The sequence below is a fragment of the Tropicimonas sediminicola genome (assembly GCF_900188335.1).
GTDB lineage: Bacteria > Pseudomonadota > Alphaproteobacteria > Rhodobacterales > Rhodobacteraceae > Tropicimonas > Tropicimonas sediminicola.
The window spans coordinates 79,627-103,710 of record NZ_FZOY01000006.1 but is presented as its reverse complement, the minus strand read 5'-3'; the positions used below and the strand labels follow the sequence as shown (position 1 = coordinate 103,710).

The 24,084-nt window shown below is 68.2% G+C and carries 19 protein-coding genes; 16 read left to right on the top strand and 3 right to left on the bottom strand.

Annotation, left to right across the window (positions count from 1 at the left end; translation table 11 throughout):
• The first annotated feature begins 288 nt into the window (after positions 1-288).
• From CHB86_RS15770 to CHB86_RS15745, 6 genes are all read left to right on the top strand, one after another.
• The gene (locus CHB86_RS15770) at positions 289-1,242 is read left to right on the top strand and encodes a sulfide/dihydroorotate dehydrogenase-like FAD/NAD-binding protein (RefSeq protein ID WP_089234043.1); all 954 of its coding nucleotides are present in this window, start codon (positions 289-291) and stop codon (positions 1,240-1,242) included.
• 2 nt (positions 1,243-1,244) lie between these two features.
• Complete coding sequence (gene gltA, locus CHB86_RS15765; RefSeq protein WP_089234042.1) at positions 1,245-2,747, top strand: NADPH-dependent glutamate synthase; 1,503 nt, start codon at positions 1,245-1,247, stop codon at positions 2,745-2,747.
• A gap of 18 nt (positions 2,748-2,765) precedes the next feature.
• Positions 2,766-4,697: a 2-oxoacid:acceptor oxidoreductase subunit alpha gene (locus CHB86_RS15760; protein ID WP_217898325.1), complete on the top strand. Its 1,932-nt coding sequence runs from the start codon at positions 2,766-2,768 to the stop codon at positions 4,695-4,697.
• 9 nt (positions 4,698-4,706) lie between these two features.
• Complete coding sequence (locus CHB86_RS15755; protein ID WP_089234041.1) at positions 4,707-5,696, top strand: thiamine pyrophosphate-dependent enzyme; 990 nt, start codon at positions 4,707-4,709, stop codon at positions 5,694-5,696.
• A gap of 5 nt (positions 5,697-5,701) precedes the next feature.
• Positions 5,702-7,900: a ferredoxin gene (locus CHB86_RS15750; RefSeq protein ID WP_089234040.1), complete on the top strand. Its 2,199-nt coding sequence runs from the start codon at positions 5,702-5,704 to the stop codon at positions 7,898-7,900.
• A 65-nt stretch (positions 7,901-7,965) separates the two neighbouring features.
• Entirely contained in the window at positions 7,966-8,178 is a 213-nt protein-coding gene (locus tag CHB86_RS15745; protein WP_217898324.1) for a hypothetical protein, read from the top strand.
• 9 nt (positions 8,179-8,187) lie between these two features.
• Here CHB86_RS15745 and CHB86_RS15740 read toward each other — a convergent pair whose 3' ends face one another.
• From CHB86_RS15740 to CHB86_RS15730, 3 genes are all read right to left on the bottom strand, one after another.
• Positions 8,188-9,381, bottom strand: a complete 1,194-nt coding sequence (locus CHB86_RS15740; protein WP_089234039.1) for a PQQ-dependent sugar dehydrogenase — start codon at positions 9,379-9,381, stop codon at positions 8,188-8,190.
• A 103-nt stretch (positions 9,382-9,484) separates the two neighbouring features.
• Positions 9,485-11,497 carry a multiheme c-type cytochrome gene (locus tag CHB86_RS15735; protein WP_245838010.1) on the bottom strand — a complete coding sequence of 671 codons (2,013 nt, stop codon included), beginning with the start codon at positions 11,495-11,497 and terminating at the stop codon, positions 9,485-9,487.
• Positions 11,498-11,550: 53 nt separating this feature from the next.
• On the bottom strand, positions 11,551-12,249 hold the full coding sequence (locus CHB86_RS15730) for a Crp/Fnr family transcriptional regulator (RefSeq protein ID WP_176442901.1): 699 nt from the start codon (positions 12,247-12,249) through the stop codon (positions 11,551-11,553).
• Positions 12,250-12,542: 293 nt separating this feature from the next.
• Here CHB86_RS15730 and CHB86_RS15725 point away from each other — a divergent pair, with 293 nt between their 5' ends.
• From CHB86_RS15725 to CHB86_RS15680, 10 genes are all read left to right on the top strand, one after another.
• Complete coding sequence (locus CHB86_RS15725; protein ID WP_089234037.1) at positions 12,543-14,105, top strand: arylsulfatase; 1,563 nt, start codon at positions 12,543-12,545, stop codon at positions 14,103-14,105.
• A gap of 127 nt (positions 14,106-14,232) precedes the next feature.
• The gene (locus CHB86_RS15720; RefSeq protein ID WP_089234036.1) at positions 14,233-15,783 is read left to right on the top strand and encodes an arylsulfatase; all 1,551 of its coding nucleotides are present in this window, start codon (positions 14,233-14,235) and stop codon (positions 15,781-15,783) included.
• Positions 15,784-15,850: 67 nt separating this feature from the next.
• A complete protein-coding gene (locus CHB86_RS15715; protein WP_089234035.1) occupies positions 15,851-16,822 on the top strand; it encodes an HAD family hydrolase in 972 nt (323 codons plus the stop codon).
• A gap of 28 nt (positions 16,823-16,850) precedes the next feature.
• Positions 16,851-17,768 (top strand): polyphosphate kinase 2 family protein, encoded by a 918-nt coding sequence (locus CHB86_RS15710; protein ID WP_089234034.1) that lies wholly within the window; start codon positions 16,851-16,853, stop codon positions 17,766-17,768.
• Positions 17,765-18,760: an AAA family ATPase gene (locus CHB86_RS15705; RefSeq protein WP_089234033.1), complete on the top strand. Its 996-nt coding sequence runs from the start codon at positions 17,765-17,767 to the stop codon at positions 18,758-18,760. Before CHB86_RS15710 ends, CHB86_RS15705 begins: the two co-directional genes overlap by 4 nt.
• Before the next feature lie 9 nt (positions 18,761-18,769).
• A complete protein-coding gene (locus tag CHB86_RS15700) occupies positions 18,770-19,702 on the top strand; it encodes a DUF58 domain-containing protein (protein WP_089234032.1) in 933 nt (310 codons plus the stop codon).
• Entirely contained in the window at positions 19,702-20,184 is a 483-nt protein-coding gene (locus CHB86_RS15695) for a DUF4381 domain-containing protein (protein WP_089234031.1), read from the top strand. The genes CHB86_RS15700 and CHB86_RS15695 overlap by 1 nt, the downstream gene beginning before the upstream one ends.
• Positions 20,181-21,164: a vWA domain-containing protein gene (locus CHB86_RS15690; RefSeq protein ID WP_089234030.1), complete on the top strand. Its 984-nt coding sequence runs from the start codon at positions 20,181-20,183 to the stop codon at positions 21,162-21,164. The genes CHB86_RS15695 and CHB86_RS15690 overlap by 4 nt, the downstream gene beginning before the upstream one ends.
• Entirely contained in the window at positions 21,161-22,699 is a 1,539-nt protein-coding gene (locus tag CHB86_RS15685; protein ID WP_089234029.1) for a VWA domain-containing protein, read from the top strand. Before CHB86_RS15690 ends, CHB86_RS15685 begins: the two co-directional genes overlap by 4 nt.
• Positions 22,696-24,000, top strand: coding sequence for a BatD family protein (locus CHB86_RS15680; protein ID WP_089234028.1), 1,305 nt, complete (start codon positions 22,696-22,698; stop codon positions 23,998-24,000). The genes CHB86_RS15685 and CHB86_RS15680 overlap by 4 nt, the downstream gene beginning before the upstream one ends.
• Positions 24,001-24,084: the final 84 nt, after the last annotated feature.

Below are 24,084 nucleotides of genomic sequence, written 5' to 3'. Positions count from 1 at the left end.
CGCCCACGCTGGTCCTTCGGCCCGGTCTCGGGCGGTATGAAGGGGCGCGTCTTCCCTGGCGCAGGGGTCTTAGATCGGTCACTTGCGCGGGTAGCACAGGCCATTTGGCCGCGCAAGGCGGATGGCCTGGGCGATCGGCCAAAGAGGCACACATTCGGAAAAATCCAGATGTCGCCCCGCGGTTTGATCCGCATCAATGCAGGCCTGCGGGAGGGGGCTAGGGTCGGCCGCGTTGGCGAGCCCGGGCAATGGGGTCCGACAACGCCACACTTCGGGAGGAGGATGCCGATGTCTGAGGAGGACAGGGTGCCGGGCGCGTCTGCAGCGGCCGTTTCCACGCCGGATGGCAAGGCGGATCGGGGCGGCGGCTTTCCGGTGGTCGACCGCCAGGATTTCTCGGAGACGACATTCCTCCTCGAGGTCAGTCATCCCCAGATGGCCCGCGCGGCGCGTCCTGGACAGTTCGTCATCGTCATGCTGGACGATCACGGCGAACGGATTCCCCTGACAATCGCCGATTTCGACCGGGAGGCGGGCACCATCACGCTGGTGGTTCAGGCGGTCGGCAAGTCCAGCCGCGAGATGCAGGCCCGGATGGTGCCGGGGGCGCGGCTCTTCGGACTGGTCGGGCCGATGGGCATTCCCAGCGAGATCTCGGACGCGCGCAAGGTGATCTGCGTCGGCGGCGGGCTGGGCGTCGCGCCGATCTATCCGCAGGCGCGCGCCTTCAAGGAGGCCGGCGCCTACGTGATCGGCGTGGTGGGCTTCCGCAGCCGCGAGCTGATCTTCTGGGAGCAGAAGTTCCGCGATGTCTGCGACGAGTTCGTGATCTGCACCGACGACGGCTCGGCCGGGATCAAGGGGCTGGTCACGCAGGGCATCGAACAGGCGATCGCCGCGCATGGCGACATCGACGAGCTCGTCGCCATCGGCCCGCCGATCATGATGCGGGCCTGCGCCGAAGCGACCCGGCCGCACGGGATCAGGACAATGGTGAGCCTGAACCCGATCATGGTGGATGGCACCGGCATGTGCGGCGGCTGCCGGGTGCGGGTGGGCGGCCGGATCAGGTTCGCCTGTGTTGACGGGCCGGATTTCGACGGCCACGAGGTGGATTTCGATGACCTGATGGCGCGGCTGGCGCGCTACCGGCCGCAGGAGCGGGAGGCGCTGGACCGCTACGACGCCAGCTGCCGCCGGCTGGCAATGGCGCCCGAGGGCGCGACAAGCGAGAAGGCGTGAGCATGGCCCGCAAGACGATCCGCAGCATTCCGCAGGAGCGGGCCTTCATGCCCGTGCAGGACCCGGAGGCCCGGGCGCGGAATTTCGAGGAAGTGGCGCTCGGTTTCGACCGCGAGAACGCGCTGCTGGAATGCGAGCGCTGCCTGATGTGCCCGCAGCCGGCCTGCGTCGAGGGCTGCCCGGTCAACATCGACATCCCCGGCTTCATCGCAAAGATGATCGGCAAGGATTTCGAGGGCGCCTGGAACCACCTGACCGACTCGACGCTGTTGCCCGCGGTCTGCGGCCGCGTCTGTCCGCAGGAGGAGCAGTGCGAGGGCGTCTGCCCGGTGGGCGACCGGCTGGAGCCGGTGGCGATCGGGCGGCTGGAGCGCTGGCTGGGCGACCAGGCGATCGCAAACGGCTGGCGCAAGACCAGCCACATCGAGCCGGTGCCGTTCCGCGTCGGCATCGTCGGATCGGGCCCGGCGAGCATGGCCTGCGCCGCCGATCTCGCCAAGGCGGGCTGCAAGGTGACGATCTTCGAGGCGCTGCACGCGCCGGGCGGAGTGCTGCGCTACGGCATCCCGGAGTTCCGCCTGCCCAACAGCGTGGTCGACGCCGAGATCGCCAACCTGGAGGCACTCGGGGTCGAAATCCGCTGCAACACGCTGGTGGGGCGGCTCTTCACCGTGGAGCAGATGCTGGGCGAGATGGGCTTCGACGCCGTGTTCATCGGCGCGGGGGCCGGAACGCCGCGTTTCATGGACATCCCCGGCGAGAACCTCAACGGCGTGCTCTCGGCCAATGAACTGCTGACGCGCTGCAACCTGATGCATGCCGGCGATTTCCCGAGCTACGACACCCCGCTCGGGCTAGGCAAGCGGGTGGCGGTGATCGGGGCCGGGAACACCGCGATGGACGCGATGCGGGTCTCCCTGCGGCTGGGCGCGGAGGAGGTGCATTGCGTCTATCGCCGTACCGAGGTCGAGTGCCCGGCGCGCAAGGAAGAACTACACCACGCGCAGGAGGAGGGCATCCAGTTCCATTGGCTGACCACGCCCGTCGAGCTGCTGGGCGACGCCGAGAACAACGTCCGCACCATCCGCTGCCAGCAGATGGAACTTGGCGAGCCCGACGAGTCCGGCCGCCGACGCCCGGTGCCGGTGGAGGGCAGCGAGTTCGATTTCGAGGCCGACACGGTGGTCTACGCCATTGGCACCTCGCCCAACCCGATCCTCGGCCAGACCTCGAAGCTCAGGCTCAACAAGTGGGGCTATATCGACACCGACGCCGATCTCGCGACCTCGCTGGCGGGCGTCTATGCCGGCGGCGACATCGTCACCGGGGCGGCGACGGTGATCCTCGCGATGGGGGCAGGGCGCAGGGCAGCGGCGAGCATCCGGGCCTATCTCGGCATCCGGGACAGCGCGGTCGTCTATGCCGCGGACCGAAACGGGTTCGACAACAGCCTGTTCGGGATCGACCTGGCCGAGAAGACCTTCACCCATGTTCAGTTGGCGTAACGAGGCGGAGAGGCGGCAATGACACTCAATGGCAAGCAACACCAGGCCGAGACCGCCATGCTTTCGCGGCAGGTTGACGGACCGGGCGGCGCGGCGCCGCAGGGGCGGACCGCGGAGATCCTTCAGGAACACATCGTCGAGGTCGTGAGCGATTCCGGCGAAGGCGCGCAGCGCTGCGGGCAATCGCTGGCGGCCATCGCCGCGCGGTCCGGCATGGGCATCTGGACGGTCGAGATCATCCCCGCCGAGATCCAGCCGCCGCACCGCTCGGTCGCGGGCGCCAGCGGCAACCGGGTCCGCATGGCCGCGCATCGCGTGACCAACGTGGGCGACGAGGCGGATCTGGTCGTGGCCTTTAACGAGCAGGTTCTGTTGAGCCGGCTGCACGCGGGCGAGGTGAAGCCGGGCGCGACGATCATCCTCGAGAACATGTGGACGCACGACCCGAACCCCGAGATCGCCCGCGCCTATGCCAAGGTGCGCGACGAGGTGCGGGCGGCGGGCTATCGGCTCTTCGAGGTGCCGATGGAGGCGGAGTGCCAGAAATCCGTTCCGGACCCGCGGCGCGGCAAGAACATGTTCGTGCTGGGGATGCTCTGCGCGATCTACAGCCTCGATGCCGAACTGGCCCGGGCGCAGGTGCGTTTCGTCTTCGCCAAGAAGGACCAGAAGATCGTCGACGCCAATATCGAGCTGCTCGATGCGGGCCGCGCCTGGGCCGAGGCCAATCTCGACCTGCGCTACCAGATCCCCGCGCCGCCGGTGACCGAGCCGCAGGTGGTGATGAACGGCAACGCGGCGCTCGCGCTCGGCGTCGTGGCCTCCGGGATGGAGGTCTGCGCGATGTACCCGATCACGCCCGCGACCTCAGCGTCGCATTACCTCAGCAGCGTCTTCGAGAAGGTGGGCTGCGTGGTGCACCAGGCCGAGGACGAGATCGCCGCCGCGACCTTCGCCATCGGCGCCTCCTATGCCGGCAAATGCGCGGTGACGATCACCTCCGGTCCGGGCCTCTCGCTCAAGCAGGAGGCGATCGGGCTGGCCGTCATGGCCGAGATCCCGCTTGTCGTGATCGACGTGCAGCGCGGCGGGCCGTCGACCGGTCTGCCGACCAAGGTCGAGCAGGGCGACATGATGGCCGCGATCTTCGGCGGGCACGGCGATGCGCCAAAGGTCGTGATGGCGGCCTCCTCCATCGAGGATTGCTTCTATTCCGTCATCACCGCGCGCAAGATCGCGGAGACCTTCAACATGGTGGTGGTGATCCTCTCCGACGCGGCGCTTGCCACGGCGCAGCAGCCATACCCTCGGCCGAAGTTCAACGCCGACTGGCTCGCCCCGCCTGTCAACCAGAGCGCGGTTCCGGAGGATGCGCGCCCCTACGACTGGGACGAGCGCACCGGCATCGCCACGCGCTTCATTCCCGGGCAGCCAAACGGGATGCACTGCCTGACCGGGCTGGCGCATGACCGCGACAGCCACGTGGCCTACGACCCCGAGATCAACGAGGAAGGGCTGCTGAACCGTTCGCGCAAGCTCGCCGCCCTGCAGACGACCCTGCGGCTGGCGCCCGTCTTCGGCGACGAGGAGGGGGAGTTGCTGCTGATCGGCTGGGGCAGCACCCGCGGCGCCATCGAGGAGGCGGTGAAGCGGCTTCGGGCCGACGGCCACCGGGTGTCCTCGCTGCACCTGAAGTTCCTGCAGCCCATGGCATCCGGCATCGACGAAGTAATGCGCCGGTTCGACAAGGTGATGACCATCGAGAACAACTGGAACGACCCGAAGGACGATCCGCTGATCGGCGGCGACAACCGCCGCTATTCGCACCTCGCGATGCTCCTGCGGTCGCGCTGGCTGGTGGATGTCGATTGCTGGGGCAAGGCGCGGGGGCAGCCGCTGAAGCCCGCCGCGATCGTCGACGCCGCGCTGGCGAAACTGGGCAAGGCATAGGGGGTAACGATGACAGCTTCGATGAGTCAGTGCCTGATGCAGATGGTCCAGACGGACTATGCCATCTCCGACTACCAGAGCGAGATCGCACCGCGCTGGTGCTCCGGCTGCGGAGACACCGCGATCCTGACCGCCATGCAGCGGCTCTGCCGCGACGAGCAATTGCCGCCCGAGAAGACGGTCAGCGTCTCCGGCATCGGCTGCGCCTCGCGCCTGCCGCATTACATGAACGCCTACGGGTTTCACGGCATCCACGGCCGCGCCCTGCCGATTGCCGAGGGGATCAAGATCCGCCGGCCCGACCTGCATGTCTTCGTCACCATGGGCGACGGTGATTGCTGCTCGATCGGGGCGGCGCATTGGCTGCACGCGATCCGCTACAACATGAACATGACCGTGCTGCTGCACGACAACAACGTCTACGGCCTGACCAAGAAACAGGCCTCGCCGACCTCGCCGCACGGCATGAAGAGCAACACCACGCCCTTCGGCGCCACGCTCAATCCGCTCAACCCGCTGACGGTGACGCTGGGCGTTTCCAACGTCTCCTTCGTGGCGCAGGCGGTCGACTGGATCCCGGACCTGCTCTACCAGATCCTGCGGCAGGCCTATCACCACAAGGGGCTCTCGTTCATCCGCATCCTGCAGCGCTGCCCGAACTTCATGGAGCACCGGTTCGACGACTGGGTGCGCGATCCGTCGAAGATGCGCATCCTGACCCATGGCGACGGTCTGCGGCTCGCGCCGGACCTCAGCCGGGTCTACAAGAACCAGGAAACCCACGATCCGCTGAACATGGAACGCGCGCTGGCGCTGGCCGCGCTGGAGGGCGAGATCCCTGTGGGAATCCTGTACCGGAACCCGAACGTGCCCTGCTACGACGAGCTGCGCGCGGGCGAGCGGCCGAACACGCCGGCGCTGGTCGAGACGGTGCTCAACGAGGAATTCGACAAGGTCGGGATCTGGCCCGACGGCGCGGCCGCGCAGGTCGGGGAGTAAGGCTCATGCAACAAGCCCAGTTCGCCAACAGCTTTCCATCCATCAAGGACGCGGCGCCCGCGTCCGTGAGCGCGCTGCGCCCGGCGCTTTTCGCCCGCTATGGCGCGCTTTCCGAACTTCGCCACGACTACCCGCTGGTGCTGGTGGACGAGGGGCAGGGCGCCACGCTCCTGCGCCCGCTTAGCCGGATCATCGACGACATCCTCAAGGCCGCGGCCGCTCCCGGCGCCGATGGCGAGGCGATGCGCCAACAGGTGCTGAAGCTCGAAGCCCGGATCCGCCGCGCGGTGAATGGCGGGCGGGCAGGGCGGCTCTCGGCGCTCTGGCGCACGGCCGCCGCCGAGATGGTGAAGGAGAGCGGCGAGGCGCCCTTCGGGCCGCTCGACAGCAACCTCGACGCCGCCCGCCGGCATCTGGACCTCGACGGCGAGGTGATCGGCTGCAACGCGGAAACCCCGGCCCGGGTCGTCACCCATGCCTGGAAGGCCCGGCAGGACGCCAAGGCGCGGCGCTTCCGCAAGCGGGTGGAGAGCCTGATCCTCCGCCTGTCCGACATCCTGAAGTCCGACCATATGAAATCGCACGAGGCGCATGGAGCCGAGGCGCTGGCTTCCGCCATGGGGCGCGACGTCGACGGGTCGATCGACTTCGACGCGCTGTCCGGTGTGCTGGAGCGGGCACGGCCCGAGGATCGCCTGCCGGAGGACCGGGTGAAACGTATCCGGCACGCGCTCGAGGCGCTTCGATGTCAGCCGTTTTTCGGTCCGGGCCGCGCGTCCCAAAGCTGCCCCAAGAGGCCGGAGCCCTACAACTACACTTTCACCAGCGTCTCGGACGCGCTCAACGCGCATCGGGCGCGCCTGCCGGACGTGCTGGAATTCACCAAGGCGATGACCGTCGCCGAGCTCGAGGTGGATAACAAGTATCGGCCCGAGTTGCACGACCCGGTCTTTGCCCGTTTCGACGAGAGTGATCTGACCGCCGAGCAGATGGACCTGCTGCCCTCGGCCCTGATCTGCCTGAGGGACGGCGTGACGGTCTCGGCCGAGATTGCCCGCGCCTACGAGGCGCTGGCCTGCGGGCTGCCGATCACGGTGCTGATCCAGGTCGACGACCTGCTCGGCCCGACCGCGCCCGAACCGCCGCGCAACAGCTTCGGCGCCGGCACGACGCGGCTCGCCTCGATGGCGATGGGACTGAACAACGCTTTCGTCTTCCAGGCTGCCAGTGCGCATCTCTTCCGGATGTGCCGGGCGCTGCGACGGGGGATGGATTACGACGGGCCGGCGCTGTTCTGCATCTACTCCGGCGCCACGCCGAGCGTGCGCGGGGTCGCGCCCTACGTGTTGTCCGCCGCGGCGACCGAGGCGCGGGTCTTCCCGAACTTCACCTATGATCCGGCCGCCGGGGCGGACCTCGCCTCGCGCTTCGATCTCTCGGTCAACCCGCAATGCGAGGCGGACTGGCCGGAGCATGTGCTGGACTACGAGGACCGCGAGGGGCAGGGCTGCCGGGAGAGGATCGCCTTCAGCTTTGCGGATTTCGCGATTTGCGACGCGCGCTACCAGCGGTTCTGCCATGCGGTGCCACAGGACGGCTGGACGCCTGCGATGATGCCCACCGCCGAGCATCTGGCCGAACCGGACGAGGGCAACGCGATCGAGAGCAGTTACGTGCTCGGCATCGATCCCGAGAACCGGCTTTTCCGGGTTGTCGTCGACGCCAAGATCGTCGAGGCGGCGCTGCGCTGCAACGATGCCTGGCGGCGGCTGCTCGAACTGGCGGGGGTGAACAATTCCCACGCCCTGCGGTTGCTTGCCGCCGAACGGAAGGCGCGGGAGGCGGCGGAGCGCAAGGCCGAGGCCGAGCCGGAACCCGCTCTGGCGCCGGAACCGGCACCGGCCGTTGCAGAGGCGCCCCCGGTTGCGGCCGAGCCAGCCGATGAAGGGGCAGCCGACGGCGTGCCCTGGATCGAGACCGCCCGCTGCACCACCTGCAACGAATGCACCCAGGTGAACAGCGCCATGTTCCGCTACAACGAGAACATGCAGGCCTATATCGCCGATCCGGACGCCGGCACCTACCGGCAACTGGTCGAGGCGGCGGAGGGCTGCCAGGTGAGCATCATCCACCCGGGCCAGCCGCGAAATCCGGACGAGCCGAACCTCGCGGAACTGATCGAGCGGGCGGCCCCTTTCGCCTGAGGGCTGGACTGACCGGGCCGCACGAGGCACACAGGTCCCTGCGCATTCCAGCGAGGACCTGAGGCATGAAGCTGCTCGACCGCAACCACCCGTTCTATGCCCCGCTCTGGCGGCGGGTGGCGATCGTGGCGGTCACGCTCGGCTGGGCGCTGATCGAGTTCCTCGCGGCCTCGCCGCTCTGGGGCACCGTCTTTCTCGTGCTCGGCGCCTATTGCGTCTACGAGTTCTTCATCGCCTTCGGGAACGGTGGCGACGACGAGGAATCGCCGCCGGAGTGAGGCGGGCCGTCAGCGCTCGGGCGCAAGGCGGACCAGCGCACCGTCCCGCGCGTCGATCAGCAGCATGACCGCGCCGTCCGCCGCGACATCCACATCCCGCACCCGTCCGCGCCCTTCGAGGTAACGCGCCTCGCCGGTCACGGCCTCGTCCTCCAGCGTCAGCCGTACCAGCGCCTGCCCGGTCAGCCCGCCGATCAGCACGCTGCCGCGCCAATCGGGGAAGAGCGCGCCGTCGTAGAAGGCCATGCCGGAGGGGGCGATCACCGGGTCCCAGTAGTAGCGTGGCTGCTCCAGCCCATCGCGGGCAGTGGCGCCCTGTCCGACCGGCGCGCCGGAATATTCCTGGCCATAAGAGATCACCGGCCAGCCGTAGTTCGCACCGGCCTCGGGGCGGTTCAGCTCGTCGCCGCCGCGGGGGCCGTGTTCGACCGTCCAGAGGCGGCCCGCCCCGTCAAGCGCAGCGCCCTGGATGTTGCGATGCCCGAGCGACCAGATCTCCGGCCGCCCGCCGGCGATCTGCGGATTGCCCGAGGCAGGACCGCCCTCGGGGCTGATCCGAAGCACCTTGCCGAGGTGGGTTGCGACGTCCTGGGCGGATTCGCGCGGCCCGTGGCGGTCTCCCGTAGTAACGAAGAGCGCGCCGGACCGGTCGAAGACGAGCCGCGAGCCGAAATGCATCGTGGAATCGACCGCCGGCTCCTGGCGAAAGATCACCTCGACCTGCTCCATCCGCCCGGCATCGGGCGACAGCACGCCGGTCGCCACCGCCAACCGGTTGCGGCCTCTCTCGGCAGGCTCGGAATAGCTCCACCAGACCTCGCGGCTGGTCGCGAAATCCTCGCGCACCACCACGTCGAGCAGCCCGCCCTGGCGGCGGGCGTCGACCTCTGGCAGGCCGTCGATCGGGCGGGAGCGGCGGCCATCGGGCAGGATGATCCGCATACGGCCGGGGCGCTCGGTGACGATCCAGCTGCCGTCGGGCAGCTGGTCCATGCCCCAGGGGTGCTGGAGCCCGTCGGCCACGACCTCGCGGTCGAGTTGCACGGGGTCGGAGATCACCGGCGCGCGGGTCTGGCCGGCGAAGGCGGGCGTCTGCCCTTCGGCGTTGGGCGGGGTGGCGTTGAAATCCTGCGCCGTGGCGCCGGCGGCGGCCAGGGCGAGGGCGAGCGTGGAAGCGGCGAGGCGGCGGGCGGATGGGGGCATCGGGGCGTCTCCGTCGGTCGGGGCCGGCCGGACAGCATGTCTGCCCGAACGCACCCCTCGGGGCTGCGGTCTCCCTGTCAGGTAGGTCCTCGCGCCGCGCGTTCTAGGGCAGCTGTGCCTCGAGGCCGAGCAGCGTCGGATCCTCCGGGTTCAGCGACAGCGCCTCGGTCAGCACCTCGCGGGCGCCATCCTCGTCGCCGCTCGCTGCGCGGAGCCGAACCAGCATCGACCAGGCGGCAACGAGCTGCGGATCGAGCCGCGTGGCCTCACCGAAGGCGCTGATCGCCCCTTCGAGGTTGCGCGTGGTCAGGGCGATGCCGCCCAGAACAAGCTGGGTCTCCGGGAAATCGGCGGTGTTGGCGAGCGAGGACTGCCATTCGCCCATTGCGCCGGCCAGCGCCCGGGCGTTGGCGTCGGGCAAGTGGGCAATCGGGGCGGCAAGCATCTCGCGCGCGGCGGCGATGCGGACCGACCGGCTCTCGTCCGACAGTCGCGGCAGGATGCGCACGACCATGTCGGTCGGCGCCGCGACACGTTGCAGCGAGACGGCATGGGTGCGGACCATCGGGTCGGCATCTTCCAGTAGCAGCGCCAGTTGCTCGGCCTGCTCCGGCGTGGCCTGCGGCGCGAGCAGTTCCAGCGCCGTCGCCCGGACAATCCCCGGCATGGACGGGCTGAGCGCGATCGACACCAGGGTGTCGCCCATCCCCGCCTCGCCCTTGAAGGCGGCGTCGAAGGCCAGCGCGAAGTGATCGCCGCGATAGGCGGAGTTCGGGAAGCGCTTGTCCAGCTCCTCCTGCGCCCAGTAGGGGCCTTCCTCCGCATGGCAGTCGGTGCAGGCGTTGGGCGTGCCGACGGCAATGGTCAGGTCCGGGCGCGGCACGCGGAACGAATGGTCATGCCGCCCGTCGACGCCCATGTAGACCCGCTCGATCATGTGGCAGGAAACGCATTGCGCGCCCTCGCTGTCCTCGGGGTGGAAATGGTGCTCGGGCGAGTCGTACTCGGCCAGCTTCAGGGTCGGGAAGTCCGAGTTGCCCGCCGGCGAGTGGCAGGTGGCGCAGACGTCGTTGCCCTCGTTGTAATGCGTGGCGCTGTGCACGTCGTGGCAGTCCGAGCACTGGACGCCTGCGGCATACATCTTGGATTGGAGGAAGGAGCCGTAGGCATAGACCTCGTCGCGGATCTGGCCGTCCGCGTGGTAGAGCGGGTCGCGCAGGGTGGAGAGCCGGTAGGCGTCGTGGAACGGCGTGCCGGGCAGGGGAGACCCACCCAGATAGGTGCCGCGCCGGGAATGGCAGGAGGCGCATTGCTGCATTTCCGTCTCGGCGTCGGAGGCGGCGTAGTCCACCGTGAAGCCCGTCGGGCTCAGGGCCGGCGGAACCTCGAACTCCGTGCCCGCATCGACCGCCGCCGCCCAGTCTAGGTGGGCCGAGCCGGGGCCGTGGCATGCCTCGCAGCCGACGCCGATCTCGCTCGCGGTGCTGGCGTAGCTGCCGGTCTGCAGGTCGTAGTTGCGCTGGAAATCGGTCGCGTGGCACTCCGCGCAGCGCGCGTTCCAGTTCTTGTAGGGGCCGGTCCAGTGAAAGCCGTCGCCCGCAGGCAGGTGCTCCTCGGGATACATGTGGTACCAGCGGTTCTCGATCACGTCCCAGGGGATGTCGAAGCTCTGCATCCGCCCCGGTTCGGTCTCGACGAAATACTGCTGGAGCGGGGTGATGCCGATCACCCCGGCCACCGGCCACCTGGTCAGCGCGCCATCGGGCCCGTCGCTCTCGATGAAGAACTGGTCGCCCTCGCGGCTGAAGGTGGTGGTCACGCCCTGGTGTTCGAAGGTCACGTCATCGAAATCGCCGAGGATGTTCTCGGCGGTCGGTTCGGTCCAGGCGAGATCGTGGTGCGAGCCGGTCCAGCTTTCGAATTCGGCGGTGTGGCATTCGGCGCAAGCCATGGTGCCCACGTAGGCCGGGGGCTCGACCGCGGGCGATTCCGGCTGGTCCTGCGCTGCCACGGCAAGCGCACCTGCGAGCCATGCACAGGCAAGCCAAAGAGGCGCGGTGCCAAGCCGCGTCGCAGGATCCATCATCGCCACACCCTTCACTGCTTTTGAGCGCATGGTATCGTTCGATGCCGCGTCGCGCCAGCAAGAGCGTGACAAACCGGAAAATTTTACGGCGCGGCGTCTGCCCGGAGGGCCTCGCGGTCGAGGATGCGGATGCGGCCGTAGCCCAGCTCGATCAGCCCGGCATCGGCCAGCCTGCGCAGGGTGCGTTGCAGGGTCGGCAGGGAAACCGCGGCGAGCATCGCCAGCTCATCCTGCGAGAGACGGATCCAGTTCCCCGGATCGGCGACCTGCTCATCCTGATGCAGCAGACGCAGCCTGATCCGCTGCGCGGCGTTGCCGACCGAGATATTTGCCAGCAGACGCAGCGCGAGCGCCATGTTCTGATGCGTCAGCGCGTAGAAATCCTCGATGAAGTCCGGCGTGCTGCGCAGCATGGCCCGGAGCCGGTCGGTCGGGACGAAATAGACGTGGATCGGTCCGCGCGCCGTGACACCGACCAGCCGCTTCTGCTTCGAGAACAGCGCCAGATCACCAATCCAGAATCCGGGCTCCGCCTGGTGGACGAAGATCGCCTCCTCGAGGCCGCCCGGGATTTCGATCCGGACCGAGCCAGAGACCAGGCCGAACAGCCCTTCGGGTTCGTCGTCGACATGATACAGCGGCTGGCCATCCTCGAAACGCATCAGGCGCCCGGTCTCGAGAATCTGCTCGCGGAAGGCGGGCGAGCGCTCCGAGAGCCATCCGCGCGTGCCCAGAACCTCTGCGGCCCGCTCCCGGTCGAACTCGAGCGAAGATTCTTTCATGCTTTCCATCAATTGATGGGATTAGCCCTGAACGACTCGACTATCAAGGCCTACACAGTTCCGCATTTTGGCTGACGTGTCAGCGTGTTGGCGGAAGTGTGGGTATGCAGACAAGAAAGTGCTGCTTGATAGCTGGGGTCACGATACTATCACGTTCATGACGTCTAGTAGAATTTGAGTGACCAGTTTTTTGTTTGACCGGGGCACCCGGTACATGGACGGCCGATGGCCGCGAAACAGGGAGTAAGTTCATGACATTGAAGCAGTCCTATCGGACGTATGTCGGAGCGACCATGGCGGGGGCGCTGAGCCTTTGCGCCGGGATTGCGATGGCGCAGGAAGACAAGCCCAACATTCTCGTCATCTGGGGGGATGACGTGGGGCAGTCGAACATCTCGGCCTACACGATGGGGCTGATGGGGTACGAGACCCCGAACATCGACCGGATTGCCGAAGAAGGTCTGATATTCACCGATTACTACGGTGAGCAGTCCTGCACCGCCGGCCGCTCGTCCTTCATCATGGGGCAGTCGGTGTTCCGTACCGGCCTGTCCAAGGTGGGCCTGCCGGGCGCCGAGGAAGGCATGCAGGTCGAGGATCCGACCATTGCCGGCCTGCTCAAGGCCGAAGGTTACGCGACCGGCCAGTTCGGCAAGAACCACCTCGGCGACCGCGACGAGCACCTGCCGACCAACCACGGCTTCGACGAGTTCTTCGGCAACCTCTATCACCTGAACGCCGAGGAAGAGCCGGAGAACGAGGATTACCCGGGCGATATGGTCCTGCCCGACGGGTCGACCTTCCGCGACAAGTGGGGCCCGCGCGGCGTCATCAAGTCGTCGGCCGACGGCACCATCGAGGACACCGGGCCGCTGACCAAGCAGCGCATGGAGACCGTGGACGACGAAACCGTCGCCGCCGCGCTCGACTTCATCGATCGCCAGGAAGCCGCCGGTACGCCGTGGTTCGTCTGGTGGTCCGGCACCCGGATGCACTTCCGCACCCACGTGAAGGACGAGATGCGCCAGCAGGCCAACGAGATCGTCGGCAAGAACGTGGATGAATACACCGCCGGCATGATCGAGCACGACCTGCACATCGGTCAGTTCCTGCAGAAGATCGACGACCTCGGCATCGCCGACAACACCATCGTGTTCTACTCGACCGACAACGGCCCGCACATGAACACCTGGCCGGATGCCGCGATGACCCCGTTCTGGGGCGAGAAGAACACCCAGTGGGAAGGCGCATGGCGCGTTCCGGCGATGGTCCGCTGGCCCGGCAAGATCGCCGAGGGCGAGGTGGTCAACGAGATCGTCCACCACATGGACTGGCTTCCGACCTTCCTGGCCGCAGCCGGCAACGAGACCGTCAAGGAAGACCTTCTGGAGGGTGTCACCGTGGCCGAAGTCGGCGGCGGACGCGACTACAAGGTCCACCTCGACGGCTACAACATCCTGCCGCTGCTGACCGGCGAAACGGAAGAGAGCCCGCGCAAGGAGATCTTCTACTTCACCGATGACGGCGACCTTGCCGCTCTGCGCTACATGGACTGGAAGATCACCTTCCTCGAGCAGAAGGCCTGGAGCACGTTCCGTGCCTGGATGGAGCCACTGACGCCGCTACGCGTGCCGCTGATCTTCAACCTGCGCCGCGACCCCTACGAGCGCGCCTATCGCACGTCGAACACCTATTACGACTGGCTGCTCGACCGCGCCTACATGCTGGTGCCGGCCCAGGCCTACGTGGCCAACTTCCTCGCCACCTTCGAGGAATTCCCGCCGCGTCAGGAAGCTGCCTCCTTCAGCCTCGACAAGGTGATGGAGAAGCTCTCCTCCGGTTCCGGCGCGCAGTAACGCCGACAACAACAGCAAGGGCCGTCTCGCGGGGCGGCCCCGACCAAAGCTTCGATGCGGATCAGGCGACCGGCTGGGGAACAGTCGGCGCCTGGTTCGTTTGGTTCTGAAGAGGGGAGATCCCGAAATGCATAGACTGAAGAACGTCGTGGCAATTGCCGCCACGGGCCTTGCCCTGAGCACGCCGGGCGTCTGGGCGCAAGAGGCCGACCTTCCGAACTTCCTGGTGATCTGGGGCGATGACATCGGCCAGTTCAACACCAGCGCCTACAACCGCGGAATGATGGGTTACGAGACGCCCAACATCGACCGCATCGCCGAGGAAGGCGCGCTGTTCACCGACTGGTACGGCCAGCAGAGCTGCACCGCCGGCCGCGCGGCCTTCATCACCGGCCAGTCGCCGATCCGCACCGGCCTGACCAAGGTCGGCCTGCCGGGTGCGCCGGAAGGGATGATGGTCGAGGATCCGACCATCGCCGGCCTTCTGAAGCCGCTCGGCTACATGACCGGCCAGTTCGGCAAGAACCACCTCGGCGACCGCGACGAGATGCTGCCGACCAACCACGGTTTCGACGAGTTCTTCGGCAACCTCTACCACCTGAACGCCGAGGAAGAGCCGGAGAACCCGGATTATCCCCAGGATCCGGCCTTCCGCGAGCAGTTCGGCCCGCGCGGCGTCATCAAGTCCTCGGCCGACGGCACCATCGAGGACACCGGCCCGCTGACCAGGAAGCGCATGGAGACGGTCGACGAGGAAGTGACCGCCGCCGCGCTCGATTTCCTCGACCGCGCGGTTGCGCAGGAGAAGCCGTTCTTCCTGTGGTGGAACTCCACCCGGATGCACATCTTCACCCACCTCAAGGAAGAGAGCGACGGGGTGACCGGTCTCGGCGTCTATGCCGACGGCATGGTGGAGCATGACGGCCACGTGGGCCAGCTGCTCGACAAGCTCGAGGAGCTTGGCGTCGCCGACAACACCATCGTGATGTACTCGACCGACAACGGCGCCGAGACCTTCACCTGGCCCGATGGCGGCACGACGATGTTCAAGGGCGAGAAGAACACCCAGTGGGAGGGTGGCTTCCGCGTGCCGACGATGATCCGCTGGCCCGAGGTGATCGAGCCGGGCACCGTGGTCAACGAGATCGGCGCGCATGAGGACATGCTGCCGACCCTGCTGGCCGCCGCCGGCGTGCCGGACATCAAGGAACAGCTGCTCGCGGGCGGCGTCGAGGCGATCGGGCGGGAATACAATGTCCATCTCGACGGCTACGACCTCGGCCCGGCGCTTCGGGGCGAGGCGGAATGGCCGCGCAAGGAATTCATCTACTGGACCGACGACGGTGAACCGGCCGCGCTGCGCTACGACAACTGGAAGATCACCTTCCTGGAGCAGGCCGGCGAAGGCCTCGAAGTCTGGCAGGAGCCGTTCAAGGTGCTGCGCGCACCGCTGCTGGCCAACCTGCGGATGGATCCCTTCGAGCGCGCCCGCGAGGAGAACGCGATGGGCTTCCAGCGCTGGTACCTGGAGCACATGTTCGTCATCGCTCCGGCCGCGGCCTATGTCGGCCAGTGGCTGCAGAGCTTCGAGCAGTTCCCGCCGCGTCAGAAGCCTGGCAGCTTCAACCTGAGCGCCGTCATGGAGCAGATCCAGCAAGGCTCCCAAGGCAACCAGTGACCTGGTGACACGACAGTGTCGGGACTGGCTGCGGCCGGTCCCGACCCAACCTCCGGGAGCATTTTTCATGAAACATTTCAGTATCGCCGTTGCGGCCGTTGCGCTGTCCGCCGGCATGGCCCTTGCCGATCCGCTGCCGTCCTGGAACGGGACCGAGGCCAAGGATCGCATCATCGCCTTCGTGGAATCCGTGACGGATCCGGCGTCCGAGGATTACGTCACCCCGGCCGATCGTATCGCGACCTTTGACAACGATGGCTGCCTCTGGACCGAGCAGCCGGTGTATTTCCAGCTTCTCTACGCGCTCGACATCCTGAAGGAGAAGGCCGAGGCCGATCCGTCCATCCTCAGCTCCGACGTGCTCAAGGCCGCGGCGGCGGGCGACATGGAGGGGATCATGGCCGGCGGCGAGGAAGGGCTGCTCGAGATCATCAACGTGTCGCACGGCGACATCACGGTCGACGCCTTCGAGGCCAGTGCCTACGAGTGGCTCACCACCGCGACCCATCCGACGACCGGCAAGACCTATGCCAGCATGATCTACCAGCCGATGCTGGAACTGCTGAGCTACCTGCGGGACGAGGATTTCACGACCTATATCGTCTCCGGCGGCGGCATCGACTTCATCCGCGCGATCTCTCAGGAGGCCTATGGCATCCCTCCGTCGCAGGTGATCGGCAGCCAGGGCAACACCAGCTACCAGGTGGTGGACGGCGTGCCTGTCCTGCAGAAGGACGGCGGCATCAGCTTCATCGACGACAAGGAAGGCAAGCCGGTCGGCATCATCCGTCACATCGGCCAGCGGCCGATCTTCGCGGCCGGCAACTCCGACGGCGATTTCCAGATGCTGGAATACACGACCGCGGGCGAGGGCGCGCGTTTCGGGATGCTGGTGCACCACACCGACGGAGAGCGCGAGTTTGCCTATGACCGGGACAGCCATGTGGGGCAGTTGAACCGCGGTCTCGACGAGGGGCCGGACCGCGGCTGGCTGATCGTCGACATGGCGGAGGACTGGAAGACGATCTGGCCGGAATGAGGTCGGGTCCTGAACGGGAGGAACGTGGATGTCGCTGAAGGCAAGCGATCTGGCCCGGCGTCACCGGGTCGACGACGGCAAGTCGTTTCGGCTGGACAGCGTCGACCCAGGCGACACCAACGGCGTCGACGTCGAGAAGGCGGAGGCCAAGGACCTGCTGGAGGATTGCCGCAAGTCGCTCGGCAGGCTGCAGGAGCGGCTTTATGCCGAGGGCAAGTCCGCGGTTCTGATGGTGTTTCAGGCGATGGATGCCGGCGGCAAGGACAGCGCCATCGAGCATGTCATGTCGGGCATCAACCCGCAGGGCTGCGACGTGACCTCGTTCAAGCAACCCGGTCCGGTCGCGTTGAAACACGACTTCCTGTGGCGTCATGCGGTGGCCTTGCCCGAGCGGGGGCGGATCGGCATCCACAACCGATCCCACTATGAGGAAGTGCTCGTGGTGCGGGTGCATCCCGAGATCCTGGAGGGGCGCGCGATCCCGCAGGACACCATTGACGACGCCTTCTGGAAGCGCCGCTTCAAGGACATCCGGGCCTTCGAGCGGCACCTTTCGAACAGCGGCACGGCGGTGCTCAAGTTCTTTTTCCACATCTCGAAGGACGAGCAGGCGCGGCGCTTCCTCGACCGGATCGACGAACCGGAGAAGAACTGGAAGTTCTCGCTTGGCGATATCGAGGAGCGCAAGCACTGGGATGCCTACATGGCCGCCTACGAGGACATGATCCGCAACACCGCGCGCGGCTACGCGCCCTGGTTCGTCGTGCCGGCGAACAACAAGTGGTACGCGCGGCTCGTGGTTTCGTCGGTGCTGCTGGACACGCTGGAGCGGATCGACCCGCAGTTTCCGCAGGTCGACGAGGATTTCCTGCAGCGCATGCACGAGGCCCGCGACGCGCTGGCCCGGGACGCGGCGCCGGCGGGCGGCAAGGAGAAAGACACATGAACGAGACAGCCCGGGGCAGCGCCCGCGAACAGATTGCCGCCCTCCAGGCGCGGATGGGTGAGACGATCATCGGCCAGCGCGAGGTGATCGAGCGGCTGGTGATCGGCCTGCTGGCCAACGGCAACCTGCTGATCGAGGGCCTGCCGGGGCTCGCCAAGACGCGCGCGGTCAAGGCGATGGCCAAGAACCTGGAGGCGGATTTCTCGCGCATCCAGTTCACGCCCGACCTGCTGCCCTCGGATGTCACCGGCACCGAGGTCTACCACCAGGCGCAGGGCGCGGCCGAGTTCCGCTTCGAGCCCGGGCCGATCTTTGCCAACATCGTGCTGGCCGACGAGATCAACCGGGCGCCCGCCAAGGTTCAGGCGGCGCTGCTGGAGGCAATGGAGGAGCGGCAGGTGACCGTCTCCGGCACCACGCACAAGATGCCGCCGCTGTTCATCGTGATGGCGACCCAGAACCCGATCGAGCAGGAGGGCACCTATCCGCTGCCCGAGGCGCAGATGGACCGGTTCCTGATGAAGGTCGAGATCGTCTACCCGCCCGTCGAGGACGAGGTGGAGGTGATCCGGCTGGTGCGCGGCGAGGAGCAGCAGGCGCAATCCGGCGGCGGGGGCGAGAAACCGCCCGTGATCCCGCAGCAGGCGGTGTTCGACGCCCGGGTGGAGATCGGGCAGATCCATGTCGCGGAGGCGATGGACCGCTACATGGCCGACCTTGTGCAGACCACCCGAACCCCGGCGGCGCTGTCGGAGGATCTGGCGCGCTGGATCGAGATCGGCGCCAGCCCGCGTGCCTCTCTCGCGCTCGACAAATGCGCCCGGGCCCATGCCTGGCTCGAGGGACGCGATTATGTCGATCCGGCCGATGTGCGCGCCATCGTGCACGACGTGTTCCGCCACCGTGTCTCGCTCAGCTACGAGGCGCAGGGAGACGGGATCGGCACCGACCAGGTGATCGACGAAATCGTCAAGCTCACCGCGCTGCCCTGAGGCCGGCCGATGGCGCCCGCACCCGATCCGCGCATCCATACCGACCTGGCGCATCTGCGCCGGCTTGCCGGGCCTGCGCGGCAGCTCAGCTTCCTGCCGCGCCAGCCTGCGCGCTCGGCGATGAACGGGCGGCATGCGTCGCGGCTCAGGGGGCGCGGGCTCGATTTCGAGGAGCTGCGCGACTACCGGATCGGAGACGACCCCCGCACCATCGACTGGAAGGTGACCGCGCGGACCGGCGAGCCCTATGTCCGCGTTTTCACCGAGGAGCGGGATCGCCCGGCGCTGCTGCTGGTCGATCAGCGGATGACCATGTTCTTCGGCACCACGCGCAACATGAAATCGGTCACCGCCGCCGAGGCTGCGGCCCTCGCCGCCCATCGCATTCGGGCGCAGGGCGACCGGGTGGGCGGCATCGTCTTTGGCGACGATGCGCGGGCCGAGCTGCGCCCGAAATCCGGCGACGCGGCGTTGAACCGGCTGCTCGGGGCCATCGCGCGGGCGAATTGCGCGCTCCATGCCGAGCGCGAGGTGTCAACGCCGCAACCGCTCAATGCCCCGCTTGAGGCCGCCGCGCGGATCGCCAAGACCGGCTCGCTCATCCTGATCTTCAGCGATTTCGACGAGGCCGACGACCGCACGGAAAAGCTGATCCGGCGGCTGGCGCAGCACAACGACGTGATCCTCTTTCCGATCGCCGATCCCTCTGGGCTGAACCTGCCCGAGGAGTTCCGGTTCGTTGCTTCCGACGGCCAGCTTCAGGTGGAACTCGACGCCGGGGCCGGCGAGACCCGGTCGGGGATCGAAAGCGTGGTCAGCGCGCGGATGGCCCGCGTTCTGGACTGGACACGGAAATACGGCATCCCGGTCCTGCCACTGACCGCCGGCGAGGAAACGCTGCCGCAGATGAGGGGCCTGATGGGCCTGCCGGAGGCGCGCTGATGGCGGATCTTCCCGACACCGACGGCAAGAACCTGGTCGAGATGCTCGACATGCTGAAGCCGGTGCCCGAGCCGGCGCCGATCTCCATGTGGCCGGCGACCGGCGGCTGGATCTGGCTCGGGCTCGTGCTGCTGGCGCTGGCTGTCTGGGGCGGGTGGCGCTGGCGGGAGCATCGGCGCGCCAATGCCTATCGCCGGGCCGCGCTGGTCGAGATCGGGCAGGCGGGCGACGATCCCGCGCGTCTGGCGGAGATCCTGCGCCGCGCCGCACTCTCGGCCTATCCGCGGGCGCAGGTGGCCTCGGAGACCGGCGCGGACTGGCTGGCCTTTCTCGCGGCGAGCTGCCCGGGATGCGATTTCACCGGCGAGGCCGGCAAGGCGCTCGTGCAGGCGCCCTGGCGCCCGCTGCCGCCCGATCCGGCGGTGACCCGGCTGGTCGAGACATGGGTGCGCCGCCACCGTCGCGGGGAGGCCGCGGCATGACGCTGGCGCTGGCCTTTCCCTGGGCGCTCCTGCTGTTGCCCGCCCCCTGGTTCGTCTGGCGCTTCGCCCCGCCGCATCGGGAGCGCACGCCCGGCATCCGCATCCCGTTCTTCCGGCAGATCGCCGAGGCCAGCGGGCTGGAGCCGCAGGCCGGCGCCCAGGTCTTGCGTCGCAGGCGGCTGCAGACCCTCGCGGCGATCCTTTGCTGGGGCCTTGTCGTGCTGGGGCTGGCGCGGCCGGAACTGCTCGGCCAGAAGACCGAGATCGACAAGGCGGCCCGCGACATGGTGCTGGCGGTCGACATCTCCGGTTCGATGGACGCCCGCGACATGCCCGGCGAAGACGGCACGCCGCAGCAGCGCCTGCAGGTGGTCAAGGACGTGGTCGGCGATTTCATCGAGGCGCGGGATGGCGACCGGATCGCGCTCATCGTCTTCGGCAGTCGCGCCTTCGTGCAGACGCCCTTCACCGAGGATCTGGCCTCGGTCCGGCACCTGCTGGACACCACGCAGGTCGGCATGGCGGGGCCGCACACCGCGATCGGAGACGCCATCGGCCTCTCGATCCGCACCTTCGAGGCCTCCGAGGTCGATCAGCGTCTGCTGGTGCTGCTGTCGGACGGTGCCGACACCGCGAGCCGGATGTCCCCGATCAACGCCGCGGCCATCGCCGACCAGGAGGGGGTGACGATCTACACCATCGGCGTCGGCGATCCGAAGGGCGCCGGCGAGGACAAGGTGGATCTGGACGCGCTGGAGGCCATCGCCAGGCGCGCGGGCGGCGCCTTCTACTACGCGACCGATGGCGCGGGGCTGGAAGAGATCTATGCCGAGATCGACGCGCTCAACCCGCGGGTGACCGAGACGATCAGCTTCCAGCCCAAGCAGCCGCTGGCCTGGATCGCCTTTGCCGCCGCCGCGCTGGTGGCCACGCTGAGCCTCGCCTGGCTGAGCCTCGTCACGGCACGGAGGGCGGCATGACGGCGTTTCTCGACGCGCTCGGCGCGCTGCATCTTCTGCGTCCGTGGATCCTGCTCCTGTTGCCGGTGGTCGGGCTGATCTGGTGGCGCGTGCGCCGCCGATACACCGCCAGCGTCGCGCCCCCCAAGGGGATCGTCCCGCACCTGGCGGAGGCGCTGACCGTTGGCGCGGACGAGGGCCGGCGGCTTCACGCGATCGACCTCGTGGCGCTGGTGCTGGCGCTGGTGACGCTCGCCGCCGCTGGGCCGACCTGGAGTCGGGTGGCGAACCCGCTGCTGGCGCAGACCGCGCCGCTGGTTGTGGTGCTCAAGGTCGACGAGTCGATGCTGGCGCCCGATGTGCCGCCCAGCCGACTGGAGCGGGCGCGCTTCAAGATCGCCGAGCTGGTCGAACGCCGGGCCGGCGCACGCACCGCGCTCATCGCCTATGCCGGCAGCGCCCATCGCGTGGCGCCGCTGACCGAGGATCCGAACCTGATGAAGGCGATGCTCGAGGCCCTGACGCCCGAGGTGATGCCGGTGGAAGGCGATGCGCCCGGCGCAGCGCTGGAGCTCGCGACCGAAGAACTCGCGGCCTCGGAGACGCCGGGCGCGATCCTTTTCGTGCTCGACGCGCTGAACGCGGCCGATGCGGCGGCCTTTGTCTCGACGGGCACGGATGGCGGCCCGCCGGTGCTGTTCCTGCAGGTCGCGCCCGAAGGCGCCCCGGCCGGCCCGCTGGCGGAAATGCCCTCGGAGCGGGTGATCCGGATTTCCGCCGACGACGCCGACCTGCGCCGGATCGAACGCGCTGCGGCTTCGGCCTATCGCGCCGCACTACTGGGTGACGAACGGCTGGACTGGGACGACCGCGGCTGGATCGTCGCCTGGCTCGCAGTGCCGGTGCTGCTGCTGTGGTTCCGCAGGGGCTGGACCATGCGCTGGTCGGTGCTGCTGGCGCTCGGGCTCGCCGCGGGCGCGCCGGCACCCGCGCGCGCCGGGGTGGCGGACTGGTTCCTGACCCCGGACCAGCAGGGCGCCATCGCCTATCGCCAGAAGGAGTTTGCCCGCGCGGGCGAGCTGTTCCTCGATCCCATGTGGCGGGCCCATGCGCTGGCGCGCGCCGGGAAATACGCCGAGGCGGCCGAGATCTATTCCCGCCTCGACACCGCCGAAGCGGCCTTTGGCGAGGGTATGGCGCGGACCCGCAACCGCGAGTATCGCCCGGCCATCGCCGCCTACGAGCGGGCGCTGGAGATGCAGCCGGAATTCCCGGAGGCGGAGTGGAACCTGGCGCTGACCCGAGACATCCTGGACTATGTCGAGACCGCCCGCGAGCAGGGCGACACCGGCGAGGAGCGGGGCATCGGCGCCGACGACGTGGTGTTCGACAACGAGGACGAGCGCGGCGCGGAGACCGACACCGACTTCTCGGAGACCGAGGAGACGCCGTCCATGGAGACGGCAGATCAATGGATGCGCTCGGTCGACACCCAGATGGGTGATTTCCTGCGCCAGCGGTTCCTGCAGGAGCAGTCGACGAGGGACAGGGAATGAGAGTGCTGCGCCATCTTCTGCCCGTCGCGCTGCTGCTGTCGCTGGCCCTCGGCGCCATTGCCCAGCCCGCGTCGCCGACGGCCGATCCGGGCGCGCCGGAGCCGCGTGTCACGGCGGAGCTGACACCGGAAAGCGTGGTGGTCGGCCAGCCGCTGGTGCTGCGGATCAAGGTGCTGGTGCCGACATGGCTGCCCAGCCCGCCCGAGTTCCCAAACCTCGACCTGCCCAATGTCATCGTCCGGCTGCCCGAACGCGCCTCGGGGCCGGTCAGCGAGCGCGTCGACGGCGAGACCTGGTCGGGCGTGGCCCGGAGCTACCGGCTCTATCCGATGGTGCCGGGCGACGTGACGCTGCCGGAGCAGCGGATCGTGGTGACCTATGCCGATCCCGGCACGACGCAGCCCGTGACGGCCGAGGTGCCGCTGCCGGCCTTCACGATCTCCGCAACCCTGCCGGAAGCTGCCGCCGGGCTCGATCCGGCGATCCTTGCCTCGGATTTCACGCTGGAACAGTCGATCGAGGGCGCCGACGGCACGCTGGGACAAGGCGACGCCGTGGTGCGCACGGTCACCGCGCGCATCGGCGGTACGACGCCGCTCTTCATTCCCGGCCTCATCCCCGAGGTCCCGGACGGGCCGGTGCAGGCCCATGCCGCCGAGCCGAAGGTCGCCGAGACCGAGGAGCGCGGCGTGCTCTCCGGCAGCCGCGAGGAAACGGTGACCTACGTGGCCCGCTACGGCGGCACGGTAGACCTGCCCGCGATCTCGGTAGAGTGGTTCGACATCGACAGCGGTGAGGTCGAGACCGCACAACTCGAGGGTGTGACACTGACCGTCGACGCCCCGCCGCCGCCCCGCGAGCCGCGCTTCACCGGCCGGCAGATGGCGCTGGCCGGGGTGGCACTCGCGCTCCTGGCGGGGCTGGTCTGGCTGCTTGTCCGTTTTGCGCTGCCGCCGGTTCGGCGGGCGTTCGAGAGTCGCAAACAGGCCCGGTTGCAAAGCGAGGCCCATGCCGCCGGCGCGGTCCGCCACGCGATTGCGGCGCGCGACCTTCCGGCCTTTCTTGCGGCCCGCGAAGCCTGGACCCGGCGCTGCCCAGCCGTGCCCGGAAGCCCGCCCGACGCGCTGGACGACGCGGCGATCGCGGTCTCATCGGCGCTCTACGGGCGCGGCGCTGCAGCCTCCCGGAACGAGACCTGGCGCGCGCTTGGCGCGGCCTTCGAGCAGGAGCGCAAACGCCGTCTGGCCGAGCGTCGCCTGCGTCTCTCGATCGACGCCCTGCCGCCGCTCAACCCGAGTTGAGCGCCCGCGATGCGGCGTTCCGCGCGTGGCGCCCCGCCGCGTCGTGGCGCAGGGTTCGGGCAACGCCGCCAATCGGAGAGACCG